Source organism: Rhizobium esperanzae (assembly GCF_014197615.1).
In the GTDB taxonomy this organism is placed as follows: Bacteria; Pseudomonadota; Alphaproteobacteria; order Rhizobiales; family Rhizobiaceae; genus Rhizobium; species Rhizobium esperanzae_A.
In genome coordinates this window covers 105,850-121,411 of record NZ_JACIFY010000002.1, presented here as the reverse complement: position 1 = coordinate 121,411, position 15,562 = coordinate 105,850, and the positions used below count along the sequence as shown (strand labels likewise).

Annotated in this window: 21 protein-coding genes; 13 read left to right on the top strand and 8 right to left on the bottom strand. The window is 60.6% G+C overall.

The features are described 5' to 3' along the window. Positions 1–18: 18 nt before the first annotated feature. The gene (locus GGD57_RS03120; protein ID WP_184466739.1) at positions 19–1,350 is read left to right on the top strand and encodes a diguanylate cyclase; all 1,332 of its coding nucleotides are present in this window, start codon (positions 19–21) and stop codon (positions 1,348–1,350) included. Between the two features lie 55 nt (positions 1,351–1,405). Here the strand turns inward: GGD57_RS03120 and GGD57_RS03115 are convergent, their stop codons facing one another. Together GGD57_RS03115 and GGD57_RS03110 are read right to left on the bottom strand one after the other, a co-directional pair. Beyond that, positions 1,406–2,428 carry a GlxA family transcriptional regulator gene (locus tag GGD57_RS03115; RefSeq protein ID WP_085737549.1) on the bottom strand — a complete coding sequence of 341 codons (1,023 nt, stop codon included), beginning with the start codon at positions 2,426–2,428 and terminating at the stop codon, positions 1,406–1,408. Between the two features lie 295 nt (positions 2,429–2,723). Next, complete coding sequence (locus GGD57_RS03110; protein ID WP_184466737.1) at positions 2,724–2,924, bottom strand: hypothetical protein; 201 nt, start codon at positions 2,922–2,924, stop codon at positions 2,724–2,726. Between the two features lie 375 nt (positions 2,925–3,299). Between GGD57_RS03110 and GGD57_RS03105 the strand changes: the two genes are divergently transcribed. From GGD57_RS03105 to GGD57_RS03090, 4 genes are all read left to right on the top strand, one after another. Then, the gene (locus GGD57_RS03105; RefSeq protein WP_184466735.1) at positions 3,300–3,794 is read left to right on the top strand and encodes a histidine kinase; all 495 of its coding nucleotides are present in this window, start codon (positions 3,300–3,302) and stop codon (positions 3,792–3,794) included. Between the two features lie 84 nt (positions 3,795–3,878). After that, on the top strand, positions 3,879–4,112 hold the full coding sequence (locus tag GGD57_RS03100) for a DUF2171 domain-containing protein (protein WP_097613016.1): 234 nt from the start codon (positions 3,879–3,881) through the stop codon (positions 4,110–4,112). A 50-nt stretch (positions 4,113–4,162) separates the two neighbouring features. Then, positions 4,163–4,372: a DUF2945 domain-containing protein gene (locus tag GGD57_RS03095; RefSeq protein WP_184466733.1), complete on the top strand. Its 210-nt coding sequence runs from the start codon at positions 4,163–4,165 to the stop codon at positions 4,370–4,372. A 33-nt stretch (positions 4,373–4,405) separates the two neighbouring features. Further along, a complete protein-coding gene (locus tag GGD57_RS03090; RefSeq protein WP_184466731.1) occupies positions 4,406–4,591 on the top strand; it encodes a DUF3008 family protein in 186 nt (61 codons plus the stop codon). Between the two features lie 36 nt (positions 4,592–4,627). On the opposite strand, the gene GGD57_RS03085 is transcribed toward GGD57_RS03090, so the two are convergent. Then, positions 4,628–5,347: an MgtC/SapB family protein gene (locus GGD57_RS03085; RefSeq protein WP_184466730.1), complete on the bottom strand. Its 720-nt coding sequence runs from the start codon at positions 5,345–5,347 to the stop codon at positions 4,628–4,630. A gap of 235 nt (positions 5,348–5,582) precedes the next feature. Here GGD57_RS03085 and greA point away from each other — a divergent pair, with 235 nt between their 5' ends. Both greA and GGD57_RS03075 read left to right on the top strand, forming a co-directional pair. Next, positions 5,583–6,065, top strand: coding sequence for a transcription elongation factor GreA (gene greA / locus GGD57_RS03080; protein ID WP_184467384.1), 483 nt, complete (start codon positions 5,583–5,585; stop codon positions 6,063–6,065). Between the two features lie 137 nt (positions 6,066–6,202). After that, positions 6,203–6,550, top strand: a complete 348-nt coding sequence (locus GGD57_RS03075) for a hypothetical protein (RefSeq protein WP_184466728.1) — start codon at positions 6,203–6,205, stop codon at positions 6,548–6,550. 66 nt (positions 6,551–6,616) lie between these two features. Here GGD57_RS03075 and GGD57_RS03070 read toward each other — a convergent pair whose 3' ends face one another. After that, positions 6,617–7,510, bottom strand: a complete 894-nt coding sequence (locus tag GGD57_RS03070) for a LysR family transcriptional regulator ArgP (protein ID WP_184466726.1) — start codon at positions 7,508–7,510, stop codon at positions 6,617–6,619. 101 nt (positions 7,511–7,611) lie between these two features. Here GGD57_RS03070 and GGD57_RS03065 point away from each other — a divergent pair, with 101 nt between their 5' ends. Then, positions 7,612–8,220 carry a LysE/ArgO family amino acid transporter gene (locus GGD57_RS03065; protein ID WP_184466724.1) on the top strand — a complete coding sequence of 203 codons (609 nt, stop codon included), beginning with the start codon at positions 7,612–7,614 and terminating at the stop codon, positions 8,218–8,220. Between the two features lie 41 nt (positions 8,221–8,261). Here the strand turns inward: GGD57_RS03065 and GGD57_RS03060 are convergent, their stop codons facing one another. Then, positions 8,262–8,480, bottom strand: a complete 219-nt coding sequence (locus tag GGD57_RS03060; RefSeq protein ID WP_184466722.1) for a hypothetical protein — start codon at positions 8,478–8,480, stop codon at positions 8,262–8,264. 72 nt (positions 8,481–8,552) lie between these two features. Here GGD57_RS03060 and GGD57_RS03055 point away from each other — a divergent pair, with 72 nt between their 5' ends. Continuing rightward, a complete protein-coding gene (locus GGD57_RS03055) occupies positions 8,553–9,494 on the top strand; it encodes a LysR family transcriptional regulator (protein WP_184466720.1) in 942 nt (313 codons plus the stop codon). 99 nt (positions 9,495–9,593) lie between these two features. Further along, positions 9,594–9,749 carry an entericidin A/B family lipoprotein gene (locus GGD57_RS03050; protein WP_004680588.1) on the top strand — a complete coding sequence of 52 codons (156 nt, stop codon included), beginning with the start codon at positions 9,594–9,596 and terminating at the stop codon, positions 9,747–9,749. Positions 9,750–9,804: 55 nt separating this feature from the next. Here the strand turns inward: GGD57_RS03050 and GGD57_RS03045 are convergent, their stop codons facing one another. Both GGD57_RS03045 and GGD57_RS03040 read right to left on the bottom strand, forming a co-directional pair. Continuing rightward, positions 9,805–10,155 (bottom strand): hypothetical protein, encoded by a 351-nt coding sequence (locus GGD57_RS03045; RefSeq protein WP_184466718.1) that lies wholly within the window; start codon positions 10,153–10,155, stop codon positions 9,805–9,807. 34 nt (positions 10,156–10,189) lie between these two features. Further along, positions 10,190–11,191 carry a glycine betaine ABC transporter substrate-binding protein gene (locus GGD57_RS03040; protein ID WP_184466716.1) on the bottom strand — a complete coding sequence of 334 codons (1,002 nt, stop codon included), beginning with the start codon at positions 11,189–11,191 and terminating at the stop codon, positions 10,190–10,192. A gap of 564 nt (positions 11,192–11,755) precedes the next feature. Here GGD57_RS03040 and GGD57_RS03035 point away from each other — a divergent pair. Then, positions 11,756–13,210, top strand: coding sequence for a cobyric acid synthase (locus GGD57_RS03035; protein ID WP_184466714.1), 1,455 nt, complete (start codon positions 11,756–11,758; stop codon positions 13,208–13,210). A gap of 178 nt (positions 13,211–13,388) precedes the next feature. Further along, positions 13,389–14,159: an SDR family oxidoreductase gene (locus GGD57_RS03030; RefSeq protein WP_184466712.1), complete on the top strand. Its 771-nt coding sequence runs from the start codon at positions 13,389–13,391 to the stop codon at positions 14,157–14,159. Between the two features lie 37 nt (positions 14,160–14,196). Here GGD57_RS03030 and GGD57_RS03025 read toward each other — a convergent pair whose 3' ends face one another. After that, positions 14,197–14,334: a hypothetical protein gene (locus GGD57_RS03025; protein WP_184466711.1), complete on the bottom strand. Its 138-nt coding sequence runs from the start codon at positions 14,332–14,334 to the stop codon at positions 14,197–14,199. Between the two features lie 177 nt (positions 14,335–14,511). Between GGD57_RS03025 and GGD57_RS03020 the strand changes: the two genes are divergently transcribed. Then, complete coding sequence (locus tag GGD57_RS03020; protein WP_246713532.1) at positions 14,512–15,558, top strand: adenylate/guanylate cyclase domain-containing protein; 1,047 nt, start codon at positions 14,512–14,514, stop codon at positions 15,556–15,558. Positions 15,559–15,562: the final 4 nt, after the last annotated feature.

Here is a 15,562-nt window from a genome sequence, read left to right as displayed (position 1 = left end):
CATGGGGGAATAGCGGCTGTGGCTTTTCAAGCGGATTTTCAGCGAGATGGCATTGGGCTGCGTTCCGGCGGGCTCAAAATACTTCTGGTTGAAGATTCTCGCATGTTTTCCGCCGTACTCTGCCATCGGTTCCAGACGGAGCTCGGGCTTGCGGTCAAATCCTGCTCATCGCTGAAGGCTCTTCGCGAGGAACTGGCCGAGGACGGTCACGGCTACACTATGGCCGTCGTCGATCTCAACCTGCCGGACTCGCCTTATGGCGAGGCGCTCGACTGCACGATCGAGCACGATATCCCGGCGATCGTCTTCACCGCGACATTCGATCTCAACACGCGCAACAGGATCATGGAGCGCAATGTCATCGATTACGTGCTGAAGGATAATGAATTCGCGCTCGACAATCTGGTCGCCACCGTTCGCCGCGCGATTTCCAACCGCAAGACGCGGGTGCTTGTGGTCGATGATGTCGTCTCGGTCCGCCAGGTGCTCGTCGATCTGCTGAAGGCGCAGCAATATCTCGTCATCGAGGCAAATTCCGGGCTTGAGGCGCTGGCAGCACTCGAAGCCTACAGCGATATCGAGCTCGTCGTCACCGACCACCATATGCCGGATATGAGCGGTTACGAGCTGACGCGGCGCATCCGCCATCGTTTCGGTTCGGACAGGCTGCGCGTCATCGGCGTTTCCTCCTCCAACGACCGCATGCTTTCTGCGAGCTTCCTCAAGGCTGGCGCCAGCGATTTCATCTACCGGCCCTTTGTTGCCGAGGAGTTGCAATGTCGCATCGCCAACAATGCCGAAACGCTGGCGCAGATGCGTCAGCTAAGGGCGGCGGCGGCCTGCGACTATCTCACAGGTCTCTATAACCGCCGCTACTTCTACGACAACGGCCCGAAGCTGGTGAACGAGTGCCTGCGGCTGAAAGTGCCGAGTTCCGTCGCCATTCTCGATATCGATCATTTCAAGCGGCTGAACGACACCTACGGCCATGAGATCGGCGACAAAGTGCTGAAGGCTGTTGCAAACAGGCTGTTCACGATCTTCGACGGCAGCGACAACCTTCTCTCGCGCCTCGGCGGCGAAGAATTCGCCATCCTCTTCCCGCAGATGGATTCGGCTGCGGCGACCAAACTCTGCGACGAGATCCGCTCGGACATTTCACGGCTGAAGGTCACCGCCGACGACGAGGACCTCGGCGTGACGATTTCGATCGGCATCGCCGAGATCGAGGGTTACGAAACCTTCGAAAACTACCTCAACGCCGCCGACCAGTTTCTCTACATGGCCAAGCACCGCGGCCGAAACCAGGTCTATTCCGATGCCCGAATGTCGGAAGAGGCGGCGCAGTAGAGCCGTTCGGGCGAGCCGCCGCCATTTTCAGGCGGCGGTCTCTTTCTTCAAACTCTCAGGCCGCGACCGCCTGTTGACGCGCGGTCGCCATGGTCATCTTGCGCTCGGCGCGTTCCTGCTGCGGTGAGCGGTGGTAGAGTTCGCGATAACACTTGGAGAAATGCGAGGCCGAGACGAAGCCGCAGGCGACGGCGACTTCGACGACGGGCATCGAGGATTGCACCAGCAGGTGGCGCGCACGATCGAGGCGGATTTCCAGATAATAACGGGCCGGCGAGCGGCCCATCTCCTGGCGGAACAGCCGTTCGATCTGGCGGCGGGAGAGGCCGGCGCCGTCGGCGATCTCGATCAGCGACAGCGGCTCGGCGAGATTGCCTTCCATCAGCTCGATGATCGACAGCACCTTGGCGTTCTGCACGCCGAGGCGGGCGCGCAGCGGCAGGCGCTGGCGGTCGTGCGGGTTGCGCACGCGGTCGGTCAGGTGCTGCTCGCAGATGCGGTTGACAAGGCTTTCGCCGAAATCTTCACCGACAAGGTTCAGCATCATGTCGAGCGAGGCGGTGCCGCCGGCACAGGTGTAGAGATTGCCGTCGATCTCGTAGAGGTCGGCATAGACCTCGGCCTGTGGGAAAGCTTCCGAAAAGCCCGGCAGGTTTTCCCAGTGGATGGCGCAGCGCTTGCCGTTCAGGAGGCCGGCCTGGGCAAGCACATGCGCGCCCGTACAGAGGCTGCCGACGGCAACGCCGCGATTGTAGCACTCGCGCAGCCAGGCATTGGCCGACTTGTTGTTGAACTGCTCGACATCGATGCCAGAACAGACGAGCACCATGCCCGGCCGGTTTTCACCGCCGAGATGGCGGCGCTCCTCGGCGAGTGAGGAATTGGCCTCGACGCCGATGCCGCAGGAGGAATAGACCTTCTCCCCGTCGAGGGAGGCAAGCCGCCAGGTATAGGCCTGGTAGCCGAGCATGCGATTGGCGATGCGCAAAGTGTCCACGGCCGCCGAAAAGGGCAGCATGGTGAATTGCGGTACCATAAAGAAGACCAGTGAACGCTTCTTGATCTGCATCCTGTTCATAGCGAAATCCATGCTCGAGGGGCGATGCATATTGGTTGCGCGGAATGCGTCGCGCCGATGTCCTGAAAGCGACACTGGCATGGAAAAATGCGGCCGTGAAGAGCAAATATGCGACATCGGCCACGATTTGGCCCTGTCAAACTGCCGGAATGGTCGCGGACGGAACAGAGCGCAGGCTGATGGACGACCGAAATTCAGGTTTGAAAACCGTTTGGAATGGGACTGTCGAGCCACGAAAAAGGCGGCGCTGCTGATGCAGACGCCGCCCTCATCTTGGGAAGCAATGTCGCATTCGTTATACGGTCCGGTGTTTGTTGTCGTCCGTGCTCGGCCAGCCGATGTCCTTGCGGATATCGAAGGGCATGGCTTCGATTTCACGGGCGGTCTGCCAGCGTGTCCAGGCAAGCACGAGCCTGCGGGCATAATCTGCCAGAACAAAGCGGCCTTCGCCTGATGTAAGGGTCTTACCGTGACCCCGATAGGTGAGCGTGGTCATTTTTCGGTTCCTTTCCTGAGCCGGGACATGGCCACGATGGGAGGTTCGTTCCATGTCCATGATCGTAATATGGGCCTCGGGAACTCATCATTCAAACGAATAGAGTTTATGGATAACATCAACGAGATTGAATGATCACGGCGTCTCCGCCCCGCCCCGGCGTCACATTAAGCGGAGCAAACACTGGCCTGGCAGCGAAGCCGATCCATTTGCAGCGAAGCGGATTCAAGCAACGCGAAATAGGATTTTCGGTTTGAGCAGTCGTTCCTGTCCGAATCTTCCGACATTTTCCATCGCTCTTTAACAATCGTGCGTGAGCGATCTTAACGACTGTTCGCTAAAGTCACGTCATTGCACTCAAACCTCGAGTTTTTCATGTACAAAACCTTCGCCTACGCCCTCATCGCAGCTTCCATCCCGGCCTTCGCAGACGCTGCCACGATGAAGTTTCCAAGCGATGCTCCGGTCGCGAGCATCAGCATCCCGGATAGCTGGCAACCCGAAGAGACGGAAACCGGTGTCCAGGCAACATCGTCGGACTCGGCGATCTACTTCTCCGTTGATGTGGCGGACTCCAAGTCGATGGATAAGGTCACCTCCGATGCCATCGACTTTCTCGCGAAAAGTGGCGTGACGGTCGACGTCAAAACTCAGAAGGAGACGCCGGTGACCGAAGTGAACGGCCTCCAAATGACGACGCTGGATTGGGACGGCAAGGATGCGGACGGGCCGGTGAGCGTTGGCATGGCGTTCGTATCGAGCACCGGCGAGAAAGCGCTTGTCGTTACCTACTGGGGAACGAAAGGCGACGAGGACAAGCACGATGGTGAAATTACCGACATGATGATGTCGATCAAGATGACCGAATAGGAAACAAACGAGGCCGTCGGACCGGGGAACCATGTCCGCTCCACGTCGTTGCCGTCTTGTACAGACAACGCAAAGGAGCAAACGATGATTTCCTCAGATCAGATCCGTGAACATATGGAAGTTCTGACGGCCGACGGCACCCATGTCGGAACGGTGGATCATCTCGACGGTCCCACCCGCATCAAGCTGACGAAGACCGACTCGGAGGACGGCAAGCACCACCTGATCCCGCTCGACTGGGTGGATCATGTCGACGCACACGTTCACCTGTCGAAGAACGCCAGGGATGTCCGCAGCCAGTGGGCCACCATCAATTGACGAGCGGTCGGCTGCGGCCTTTGCCGCAGCCTCCTCGCATAGGAGACCCTATGTCCAAGCAATTGAAGAAGGGCGACGCGGTGAGCTGGGATACCAGCCAGGGAAAGACCGCGGGCAGGGTGATCAGCAAGCAGAGCAGCCCGACGAAGATCAAGGGTCATAAGGTGAAGGCGTCGGCGTCTGAGCCGCAATATATCGTCGAGAGCGACAAATCGGGAAAGCGCGCTGCACACAGGCCCGACGAACTCAGCAAGCTTTGAAGCGACGATCGGCTCTAGCAACAGGAGATCGATATGCCAGCCAAATCCAAGGCACAGCAGAAGGCGGCCGGTGCCGCACTTTCGGCCAAACGCGGAGAGACGCCCAAGACGGAACTCAAGGGCGCTTCGAAGCAGATGGAGAAATCCATGAGCGAGAAGCAGCTCGAGGAATTCGCTTCGACCAAAAGAAGAGGTAAACCGGAGCACGTCTCCAAATAGGCCGGAGAATAGGGGCAGTGACGGCCGCCGTCCGGTTCATGTCGTTGTGGAATGCATCGAGAAATTCGCGACTTCGTGCAGGTCGGAGACGGCGACGAGGATCGCGCGTGCGGACGCGTCGGGATCTTTTGCCAGCCAGCGCAATTCGAACGTCACCCCGATGCGGCCATCCCCGGTCTGTCCCAGCGAAACGAACAATGCGCTGCATTCAAGAGATCCCAGCACATCCGACAGGTCGGGAATATCGGCAGTCGAGCCGTAGATGACGAGCGTCGCCTTGCGTTCGCAGCGCAGCCAGGTGTCCAGGCGTTTCAGCGGCGACAGCACGATGAAGGCAACCACGGTCGCCACCGTCCCGGTGACGATCTGGCCGCCGCCGAAGCAGAGGCCGACGACGGTCATGAACCATAGGGTTGCCGCCGTCGTAACGCCGGTCATCATGTCGCCGCGCCTGAGGATCGCTCCGCCGCCGATGAAGCCGACGCCGGTCAGGACGCCGAGGGGAAAGCGCAGCACGTCCATCTGTGTGAAAAAACTCAGCGTTTTTCCATAGGTCGATAGAAGGAGGTTCGCCTGGACCATCGCAATGCAGGCGGCAAGCGCCACCAGGATCGTGGTCCTGAAGCCGGCGGCGTGGCCGCCGCGCTCGCGATCGAGGCCGATGAGACCGCCAGCAATCACGGTGAGCATGATGCGTGCGCCGATCTCCCACCAGCTCGGCGTCAGCGGCATGGCGTCGGTCAGGAGCGAAGGCATGTCTGGCTCCAGACTTTATTTCGGCCTTTCTGCTGCGTGCCAGGCATTCGATCCTCCTCAGCCTCGATGTGTCCCGGGTCTAAAACGCCACGCAGCGCCGGACGTTCCCGTTGCCGGCATCAGCGCCGACAGGCCGAGATTGGCGGTTCGGCCGCAGCCGGTGTATGGTTGATTTCAAATAGCGGCGGTTTGCCCGTCAGCGATAGGCGCGTTGCGCCCAGAACGGAGTATGGAATTGGCCGTCGCCTTCACCAAGGAAGAGAGTTTCGAAACCGCTTCGGAAACCCTGTTGCCCGACCGTCCGGTTTCGCCGCATCTGAACCTTGTCACGGAAGCGGGGTTGAGGGCTCTGGAATTGCAGTTCCAGCAGGCCCGCGAGGCCTATGATGCGGCGAATACGATCGACGATGTGAACGAACGGCGGCGGCAGGCGGCAGGCCCCTTGCGCGACCTGCGCTACCTCAAGGCAAGGCTGCGCACTGCCCAGCTCATGGCTGATGCATCATCAACCGACACTGTCGCCTTCGGCAGCACGGTGACCTTCCGCCGCGACGACGGGCGGGTGCAGACCTATCGGATCGTCGGCGAGGACGAAGCCGATCCCAAGGCCGGATCGATTTCCTATGTCTCCCCGGTGGCGCGATTGCTGATGGGCAAAGCGGTCGGCGATATGGCGGAAACGGGTGGCCAGGAGCTGGAGATCATCGCTATCGCGTAGGACGCGATACTCAAAGCGGCGTCGAGGTCGGCGCCGCGCCATGATTGTTATAAAACGGTACTAAGTAGTACTTTATTTATCGGGCATTTACCATTCGTGGCCTAGGAGATGACATTCCATCATCGAAAGTCCTTGTCATGGTCAGCGCAATTTCCAGTTCTGCATCCGCCATTTTAAGTTCAGCCGCTTCAACCTCGTCCTCCAGTTCGTCGGACCAGCTCGCTTCTCTCGAGGCCCAGCTTGCCGAAAAGCAGGCAGCTCTGTCGCAAACGCAGGACGAGAAAGAGAAGGCCACGATCGAGAAATCCATCGAGACGCTGGAAGCCAAGATTGCCAAGCTCGAAGCATCCGAGAGCAGCCAAGCCGAGGCGTCGGCTTCGAAGCCGGCGGCGGCTCCAAAGGAACTCTCCGGCGAGAGCGAGCGTATCGGCACGAAGAATTTCGACGAAAGCAGCGAATTCGGTAGCCGCACCGCTTACGTTTGATCGCTTCGGACGACGCGAAGGCCCTCGATCGAGCCGTACCCGCCTGAGAGGGCGTCTGCATAACATTCAGAGACGGCGCTGTGCCACCGTGACGATTTCGCGCGTCAGCTCTGCCAGGCGATCGGCGGCGAGACGGTTTATCTGCCAATAGAGCGGAACATCGAGCGGCGTGTCGGGAACCAGTTCCACCAAGCGTCCCGATGCCAGATGTTCGCGGGTCAACTGGATCGGATTCATTCCCCAGCACATGCCGGAAAGGCTTGCCTCGACGAAACTTTGCGGTGAGGGCAGCCAGTGGGTGGGGTAATCGACATCCCGCCCGAACGTTCTGCGTATCCAGTTGCTCTGCAGCCTGTCCTTCTGATTGAAGGTGAGGGCGGGAGCGTTGCCAATCGCCTCGGCGGTCACCCCTTGGGGAAAGTGGCGGGCGACGAAGTCTGGCGTGGCGGTGGCGTGATAACGCAGAACCCCAAGCGCAAAACGCCTGCACCCCCGGATCGGCTTTTCCAGGCTGGTGACGGCGGCGATCACCCGCCCGCGCTGCAGCCACTCGGCGGTATGGTCCTGGTCGTCGACGGCGATATTCAGCAGATAGGAAGAGTTCTTGGCGAAACTCGACATGGCCTCCACAAACCATGTCCCGAGACTGTCGGCATTAGTCGCGATCTGAAGCGTCACCCTTTGGCGTGGTTCGTCGGGGTCGACGAGAGCCGGCAGTTGCCCGAAGAGTTCTGCCTCCAGCATGCCGACATTCTCCATGTGGCGGCAGAGCCATTCTCCTTTTTCAGTCGCCGTGCACGGGGTGCCTCTGACGATCAGGACGGTGCCGAGACGCTCTTCGAGCTGCTTCACCCGCTGCGAAATGGCCGAAGGTGTTACGTTCAGCGCGGTTGCAGCTCTTTCGAAGCTGCCCGTTTGGACAATGGTTGCGACGGCGCGGAGAGCGGAATAGTCGAGCATGGATTAGTTTCGCTTAATTGGGATAATTCAGATTAACTAGCCTAATTCGGCGAATGGCAATACCTCAACCTCCACCGAAGTGAGGGACGCTCGCCGAAACGATGAGTTTTTCGATTTATGTCACGGGCCTGATGATGGGCCTCAGCCTGATTGTCGCCATCGGCGCACAAAACGCCTTCATTCTTCGCCAGGGCCTGCGCAACGAACATGTCTTCGCCATCTGCCTCGCATGCGCCTTGTCGGATGCCGCGCTGATCGTGCTCGGCGTCACCAGCCTGCAGCAGATCGCCAGGCTGCTGCCCTGGCTCGATCCGCTCATGCGTTATGGCGGAGCCGCCTTTCTTGCCTGGTACGGCGCCAAGAGCCTTTACTCCGCCTTGCGGTCATCCGCTGCTCTCACGGCGACGGAGACCAAAACGGCGAGTTTCCGGCAGACGCTCGCGACCTGCCTCGCGCTTACCTGGCTCAATCCGCATGTCTATCTCGATACGGTCGTGCTGCTCGGCACGATCTCGACGCGTTATCCGGGGCAGCAGGCATCGTTTGCCGCCGGCGCGGTGACGGGCTCTTTCCTGTTTTTCTTTTCGCTCGGATATGGCGCGGCATGGCTGCGGCCGATCTTCTCGAAACCTTCGTTCTGGCGGATGCTGGAAACGCTCGTCGCTTTCACCATGTGGGTCATCGCGTTCAAGCTGCTGGGCGGGATGTGATCGCCTATGAGCTGAAATCCTGACAACCGCCGGGCCGCACATTATGCGCGGCCCGATGATTCCACGATCCTCAGAACCCTCTTCGGGCCGGCGGCGCTGCTCAGAAGGGGCAGCTCCATTTCACGCTGGCAATCGGCCAGCAGGTGCGATGGAAATCGCTTCAATTCCCGCAGTGCATGTTCGCGGTTCACGTCTCTGCGCCAGCGCGACTTGAATGCGGAGAGGGCTTGTAGGATATTCCAGGTGCTTGTTTGCGCCATGTCGAGCCTCCTTTGCTGCATCGGTTTCCGATAGCCAGACTATGCGAGGCGATTGACATTCAATCAAACAAAATGATATGCGGTTATAAATCAGAAAAATTGAAAGATGCGACGATGAGCCTTCCCTTTCGCCGTCCCATTCCTTTGCTTGACAACGATGTGCTGCGCACCTTCGTCGCCATCGCCGAAACCGGCAATTTTTCCACCGCCGCTGAAGCGGTCTTCCGCACGCCGTCGGCGGTTTCCATGCAGATCAAGAAGCTCGAGGAACAGCTCGGCGCCACGCTGTTTTTGCGTGACGCCCGCTCGGTATCGCTGACGCGGCATGGCGAGATGCTGCTCTCTTACGCCCGCAACATCCTGGCGCTTTCGAACGAGGCGGTGTCACGCTTTATCATGCCGGAACTAACAGGTGTCGTCAGGCTCGGCGCGCCGGAGGATATCGGCGAACGGCTGCTGCCGAGAATTCTGAAGAGCTTTGCCGAAAGCTATCCCGGCATCATGGTCGACGTGACGATCGACATGAGCGTCGGGTTGAAGAAGCGCATGGAGGAACAGCGGCTCGACCTGGCGCTGATCAACTGCGCGACGCGGCCCTTCCCGACCGGCGGCGAGGTGGTATTCCGCGAGCGGCTGGTCTGGGCCGGCGCCCGCTGCGGCTCGGCGCATCGGCGCGATCCCTTGCCGATCTCGATCTGGGAAGACGGCTGCATCTGGCGGCAGGAGGCGCTCTCCCAACTCGAACGCAACAAGCGGCCTTATCGGGTCGCCTATCTCAGCGGCCATACGATGGCGCAGCGCGCCGCCGTGCTCTCCGATCTCGCTATTGCGCCGCTGCCGCTCTCCTATGTCAGCGAGGACATGACGATCCTCGGCCTGCAGGAAGGGCTGCCGGAGCTCGGCTCCTTCGATATCCGCCTGCTCACAGCCTCGCAGATGTCGGGGCCGATCGAGACGGTGGCCGACAGCATTCGCGGCGCTTTTGCCGAAAGAGCGAAGGCGGTCGCCGCCTGAGCATGTCTTTCAGCCGTTGAACCTTTTGCTCCCTTGTGCGTTATCGGCGCGGATGGCATGAGTGCTATTCGGGGTTGATTTCAAACAAGGATATTCGAAATGACGACAACGGCCAAAATTGCCGCAGCCTTTATGGTTCTTCTTGCTCTTTCCTCCTGCGGCAACACGATCCGCGGCATGGGAAAAGATACGGCGAACGCCGTCAACGCGACTCAGGACGCCGGCCGCTCGGTCGACCGGGCTGCGAAGAAGTGATCGGCTGAAAAGTTTGTCGGCTGATCCAGGTCATCTTGGCCGGGTCCGGACCACCCTACCGGGTGGCCGGGGGATAAGCTTTTTCGAGGCCACCGGATCGGCTGAGGCCGGTCCGGACGGCTTGATAGGCGGGATGCTGGCTGGAACGGGCAGTTTCCATCAGCCTGATCTGCAAACGGTCGGGCGCTACGGTCCCCAGCCACAGTCCGAGATTTTCGAGTTTCAGCGAGTTCAGCAATCGCGACCCGGCGGCCAGATCGAGATGGCGGCGCAGGCCTTCCAACAGATTGTCGTCCTGAGCGGCGTTTTCCATGAGCAGCGCCAAGTATGACTTGTCGGCCTCCGACAGCGTAGCAAGCTTTTCCGCAACGGTATCGCGGTCGGGAAAGGGAACATTGCCAGTCATGTCGAATCGTCCGGTCGTTGATCGTCTCCTGACGTTATAAGCTCGCCTTGACCTTCTCGGCTATATCGGCCGGCACCCATTTCATCCACAGACCCTCGTAATTGCGAAGGAAATAGATCGCGGCATCCTCGTTGCTCTCGCGGTTTTCGTCCTGCCAGGCGAGCACCTGATTGATCGTCCCATTGTCCCATTTGCGGGTTTTGAGATAGGTGGTGACAGGCCCGGCACGGCTGGCGAAGGACCTCGTCATCAATGTGAAGGCGCGCGAGACCGGGTAGGAATTGAGCTGCGGCCTGCTGCAGCCGGCAACCGCCGTACAGCGGTCCCATTCGGTCTTGTCGTGACCGACGCCGAAGCTCAGCCGCGTCATGTCGTATTTGCCGAGGATGGCGGTCGGCGCCCAGTAATAACCGAGCCAGCCGACCTTGTTGTCGAAGGCGCGGGCAATCGAGGCGTCGAGTTGCTCGGGGCTGCCTGTCTCGACCAGCTCGAAGCTCTTCTTGTCCGCGGCAAGCGCCTTGAACAGATTGGTGGTCGATATCTGGCAGCTCCAATCGGCGGGGCAATTGTAGACCGCGCCCTTCGACGCATCGTCCTCGGCCGGGAAGAGTTCGGGATGTCTCAGCGCATCCTCGACCGAACGGATGTCGGGGTGGGCGTCGGCGATGAATTTCGGGATCCACCAACCTTCGACCGCGCCGTCGGCCAGGATTTCGGCCCCCTGCACCAGCCGGCCGCTGTTGACGGCCTGATCGAGCAGGGACCGGACGGAATTGATCCAATATTCCGAGGCGACGTCGGGTGTGCCTTTCTCGTTCATCGAAGCGAAGGTCGGCAGGGTGTCGCCGTCGACGATGGTAACGGAGCAGCCGTAGCCCTTTTCCAGGATGATCTTGTCGAAATTTGCCGCGATCCCTGCCGAGGCCCATTTCATCTCGGCGATCGAAACCTTGCCGCACTCTGCGGCTTCGGCCGGCGCGATGGTAGAAAGAGCCGCGGCAAAGACGGCCATCATCAGATACGTCTTCATCGTCATTCCCCGAATTCTTAGGCGGACGCGCGGCCGGATTTGAAATCCACCGACAAAGCTCTCCGGCGGGTCGTCGCAGGCGATGGTCAACAATGGCGCATTTTGGCGAAGCCTACGCGTTCGCTCGCAGAAATCAACCGTCTTCTGCTCATGGTTGCGTATCTAAATAATTGAATTCGAAGAATTTATATCAATATCCCAAAAATGGCGCCCGCGGGTCAAACGTACGCCCTTGGCGATCGTCAGTGGATATTCGACAGAAATTTCGGCAAGAATGTCAAAAAAAGTCGAAATTAACATTTGCGTAAGTCTTCAATAACTCTCCGGTAAGAATGTGCCGTTATCAGTTGGGTCGTGGCGGCAATGACCGCTGCTTCTTCGGTTCAGGTAGTGCGTACTGGAGAAAGCGAGCTTTGCCGTGTAGGGGCGAAGACGCCTGAGTTTCGGCAAACCGCGCAGAGCCAAGGCAATGCGCGGTTTTCGCGTTTCTGTGCGGCGCCAGACCCGGACCAAGCCTTGACCCGGTATAACAGCTCATTGTAGGCCTCGCCTCAGCGAAAGGCGGCCACCATGGCAAGAGCGATCATGCTGCAGGGAACCGGCTCGGATGTCGGCAAGACGGTGCTGGTCGCGGGCCTCTGCCGGCTGGCGGCCAATCGCGGGCTCACCGTCCGACCCTTCAAGCCGCAGAACATGTCGAACAATGCCGCTGTTGCCGACGATGGCGGCGAGATCGGCCGGGCGCAGTGGCTGCAGTCGCTGGCTGCGCGCACGCCCTCTTCGGTGCACATGAACCCGGTGCTGCTCAAGCCGCAATCGGAAAACGGCAGCCAGATCATCGTGCAGGGCAGGGTGTTCGGCCAGGCCAAGGGGCGCGACTATCAGCGGTTGAAGCCGCAACTGCTCGGCGCCGTGCTCGAAAGCTTCGAGACGGTGGCCGCCGGTGCCGATCTCGTCATCGTCGAGGGTGCGGGATCGCCGGCCGAAATCAATCTCCGGCCCGGCGATATTGCCAATATGGGTTTTGCGACGCGGGCCGGCGTGCCTGTCGTGCTCGTCGGCGATATCGACCGCGGCGGCGTCATCGCCTCGCTGGTGGGCACGCACGCGATTCTCGCCGACGAGGACCGGGCGATGATTGCGGGCTACATCATCAACAAGTTCCGCGGCGACGTCTCGCTGTTTGACGACGGCATCCACGCCATCGAAGGTTTTACCGGCTGGCCCTGCTTCGGCGTCGTGCCTTGGCTGCAGGGCGCTGCGCGTCTGCCGGCCGAAGATTCGGTCGTGCTCGAACGACTGGCGAGGGGCGGAGCGGGCGCGCTGAAGATCGCCGTGCCGGTGCTGCCGCGCATCGCCAATTTCGACGATCTCGACCCGCTGCGAACGGAGCCGGATGTCGAGTTGGTCTTCGTGCGATCGGGCGAGCGACTGCCCACCGATGCCGGCCTCGTCGTTCTTCCCGGCTCGAAATCGACGATCTCCGATCTCGCGGATTTCAGGGCTGAAGGCTGGGACCGCGATCTCCAGGCGCATGTCAGGCGCGGCGGCCGGGTAATCGGCATCTGCGGTGGCTACCAGATGCTCGGTCGCATGGTCCACGATCCGCTCGGCATAGAGGGCGGGACACTCGAGACGCCGGGGCTGGCGCTTCTTGACGTCGAGACCGAGATGGCGCCTGAGAAAACCGTGCGCAACAGCAATGCACGGTCGACCGAATATGACGCGCCGCTTGCCGGCTACCAGATCCATCTCGGCATCACCCGCGGCCCGGATTGCGACAGGCCCTCGGCGATCGTCGATGGCGCGCCCGACGGGGCGCTGTCGGCCGACGGCCGGATCATGGGCACCTATCTGCACGGGCTCTTCGGCAGCGATGCCTATCGCGCCCGGCTGCTTCAAAGCTTTGGGCTCTCGGGTGAGCGGAGGAATTACCGCGACTTCGTCGAGCAGGCGCTCGACGAGGTCGCCGGGGAATTGGAACGTCACCTCGATCCCCGCTGGCTCGCCAGCCTGATTGGCTAGGACGTTTGCGTCATGCAAGGGGCGCGGCTTGCTCCTTCTGCCTCTCGTTGGGAGGGCGGAGGCTGGGTCGATGACGCGGGCAGGGACCTGCGATCATCAGCCGTTTTTCTGCTCTTGCCAAATTAGTTGACTGAGTCCATTAATTCTCGCGACGAAACCAATTCAGAGCCATGAAACCATGAGCATATTGGATCGATTTTCACTGGCGGGTCAGGTGGCGCTGGTGACCGGCGGCGGCCGTGGTCTGGGCTTCGAGATGGCGCGCATCCTGGCCGAGGCAGGCGCGCATGTCATTATCACCGGGCGAACGGCGGCGACTTTGGAAGGCGCGGTCAGGAGCATCCGGTCTGCGGGTGGCTCGGCGGAGGCCGCCGTATTCGACGTCACCGATCGCGAGGCCCAGCGTGCTGTGATGGCCGATATCGACAAGATCCACGGCCGGCTCGATATTCTGATCAACAATGTCGGCGCCCGCGACAGGCGGCCGCTGGCCGAATTCGATGATGAGGCCATTATCGAGTTGCTGCGTACCGATCTGGCTGCGGCAATGACGCTTTCGCGCGATGCCGCCGTGCTGATGAAGCGGCGCAGTTACGGCCGCCTGATTGCCGTGACCTCGATCAGCGGCCATGTCGTCATGCCCGGTGACTGCGTTTATCCGGCAGCCAAGCAGGGCCTGACCGGTCTGATGCGCGGCATGGCGGTGGAATTCGGCCCGCATGGCATCACCAGCAACGCGATTGCGCCCGGCTGGTTTGCCACCGAGACGAACGCGGCAATGGCTGCGAACGACGAGCTGATGCCGTTCGTGCGCCAGCGCATCCCCGTCCAGCGCTGGGGACGTCCGGACGAGATTGCCGGCGCGGCGCTGTTTCTTGCCAGCGCTGCCGCCTCTTTCGTCAACGGCCACGTATTGACCGTCGATGGCGGCATGACCGTCAGGATGTGAATGCGGATACCGCAGGCGGGGGCGCGGCCCGCATTTCTCAGGCATTCTCCGTTGCGTCGAGCCCGCAGTCCAGGGAGGCCTGCTGAGCAGGCTTCTCATCGCCAATGGCTGGCAATATCGGCCCGGTGCGGCTATCCATTGATTTGGCGGCGAGCGGGTCGGCATCGCCGCCCATTTGCCCGATTTCCCATCATAACATCGCGCCTGATCATGTGGAGGTTCCAACATTAACAATCATATTCAGTGGCTTATAGAGCAGGGAATCACCAGCGAGCATATTGGTGACCTCGTCGCCGGCCTGTGCGACCGCCTGATTGCGGAGGGTTTTCCGATCTGGCGGGCGAGCATCCGAATGCCGTCCATCCATCCGATGTATCGCGGCGTCGCGGCCAATTTCGTCCGGGGCGGGGTCACGACCATCGAAACCGCCGGACATGGTATTGAGACGGAGCGCAATTTCGAGAAGACGCCGATATTTTACCTTTTGAACCGCGGTGAGAAAACGGGGCGATGGAACCTGGCGAATGGCGAGGGTCTCCACTATGCCGAGCTTGGCGAATTGGCGCTGGCCGGCGGCACGTACCACGTCATCAATCTTTGCGAATTCCCGAAGGAGGTGGCGCTGCGCGGGCTCGGTTTTTCTCTGACCAGCGACGCGCCCGGCGGATTTTCCGATGATCAGCTGGCAATCGTCGACGAGCTGTTGCCGGCGCTGGGACTGGCGGCCTACCGGGTGGCGGTATCGAAGACCGCGACCGATATTCTCGCTGTCTATACCGGCGCCAGGACCAGCGCGCGCATTCTTGCCGGCGAAACCCGCAGGGGCATGGGTGGTTCCATCGATGCCGCCATCCTGCTTGCCGACCTGCGCAATTTTACCGCCCTGACCGAGGTCTATCAGCCGGGCGAGATCGTCGAGTTTCTCAACGAGCATTTCGAGCTGATCGACCGGCATGTCGAGGAAAATTCCGGCGAGATTCTCAAGTTCATGGGCGATAGCGTATTGGCGATCTTTCCCACGAACGCCGAGGATCCGCAAAAGGCCTGCAAGGCGGCGTTGGCTTCTGCGCAGAATCTACTGAGGGCAAACGAAGCGCTCAATCGCGAGCGGACGCTGAACGGTGGCCCCGATATCGGCATCGATGTCGTGCTGCATCTCGGTGAGGTTTTCTACGGAAATGTCGGCGCTCACGGCAGGCTCGATTTCACGGTGATCGGCAGGGCGGTCAACGAAGCCTCTCGGCTGGAAAAGCTTTGCGGAACGCTGGAACAAGACCTGCTGCTCTCGGAGAGCTTCGCGGCAACCTGCGCCGTTCCCTGCGACTATCTCGGCTCGTTCGAATTGCGCGGCGTTTCGAAGAAGGCCGACGTCTTCCGGCTCGCCGACGCTGCCTCGTAGACTT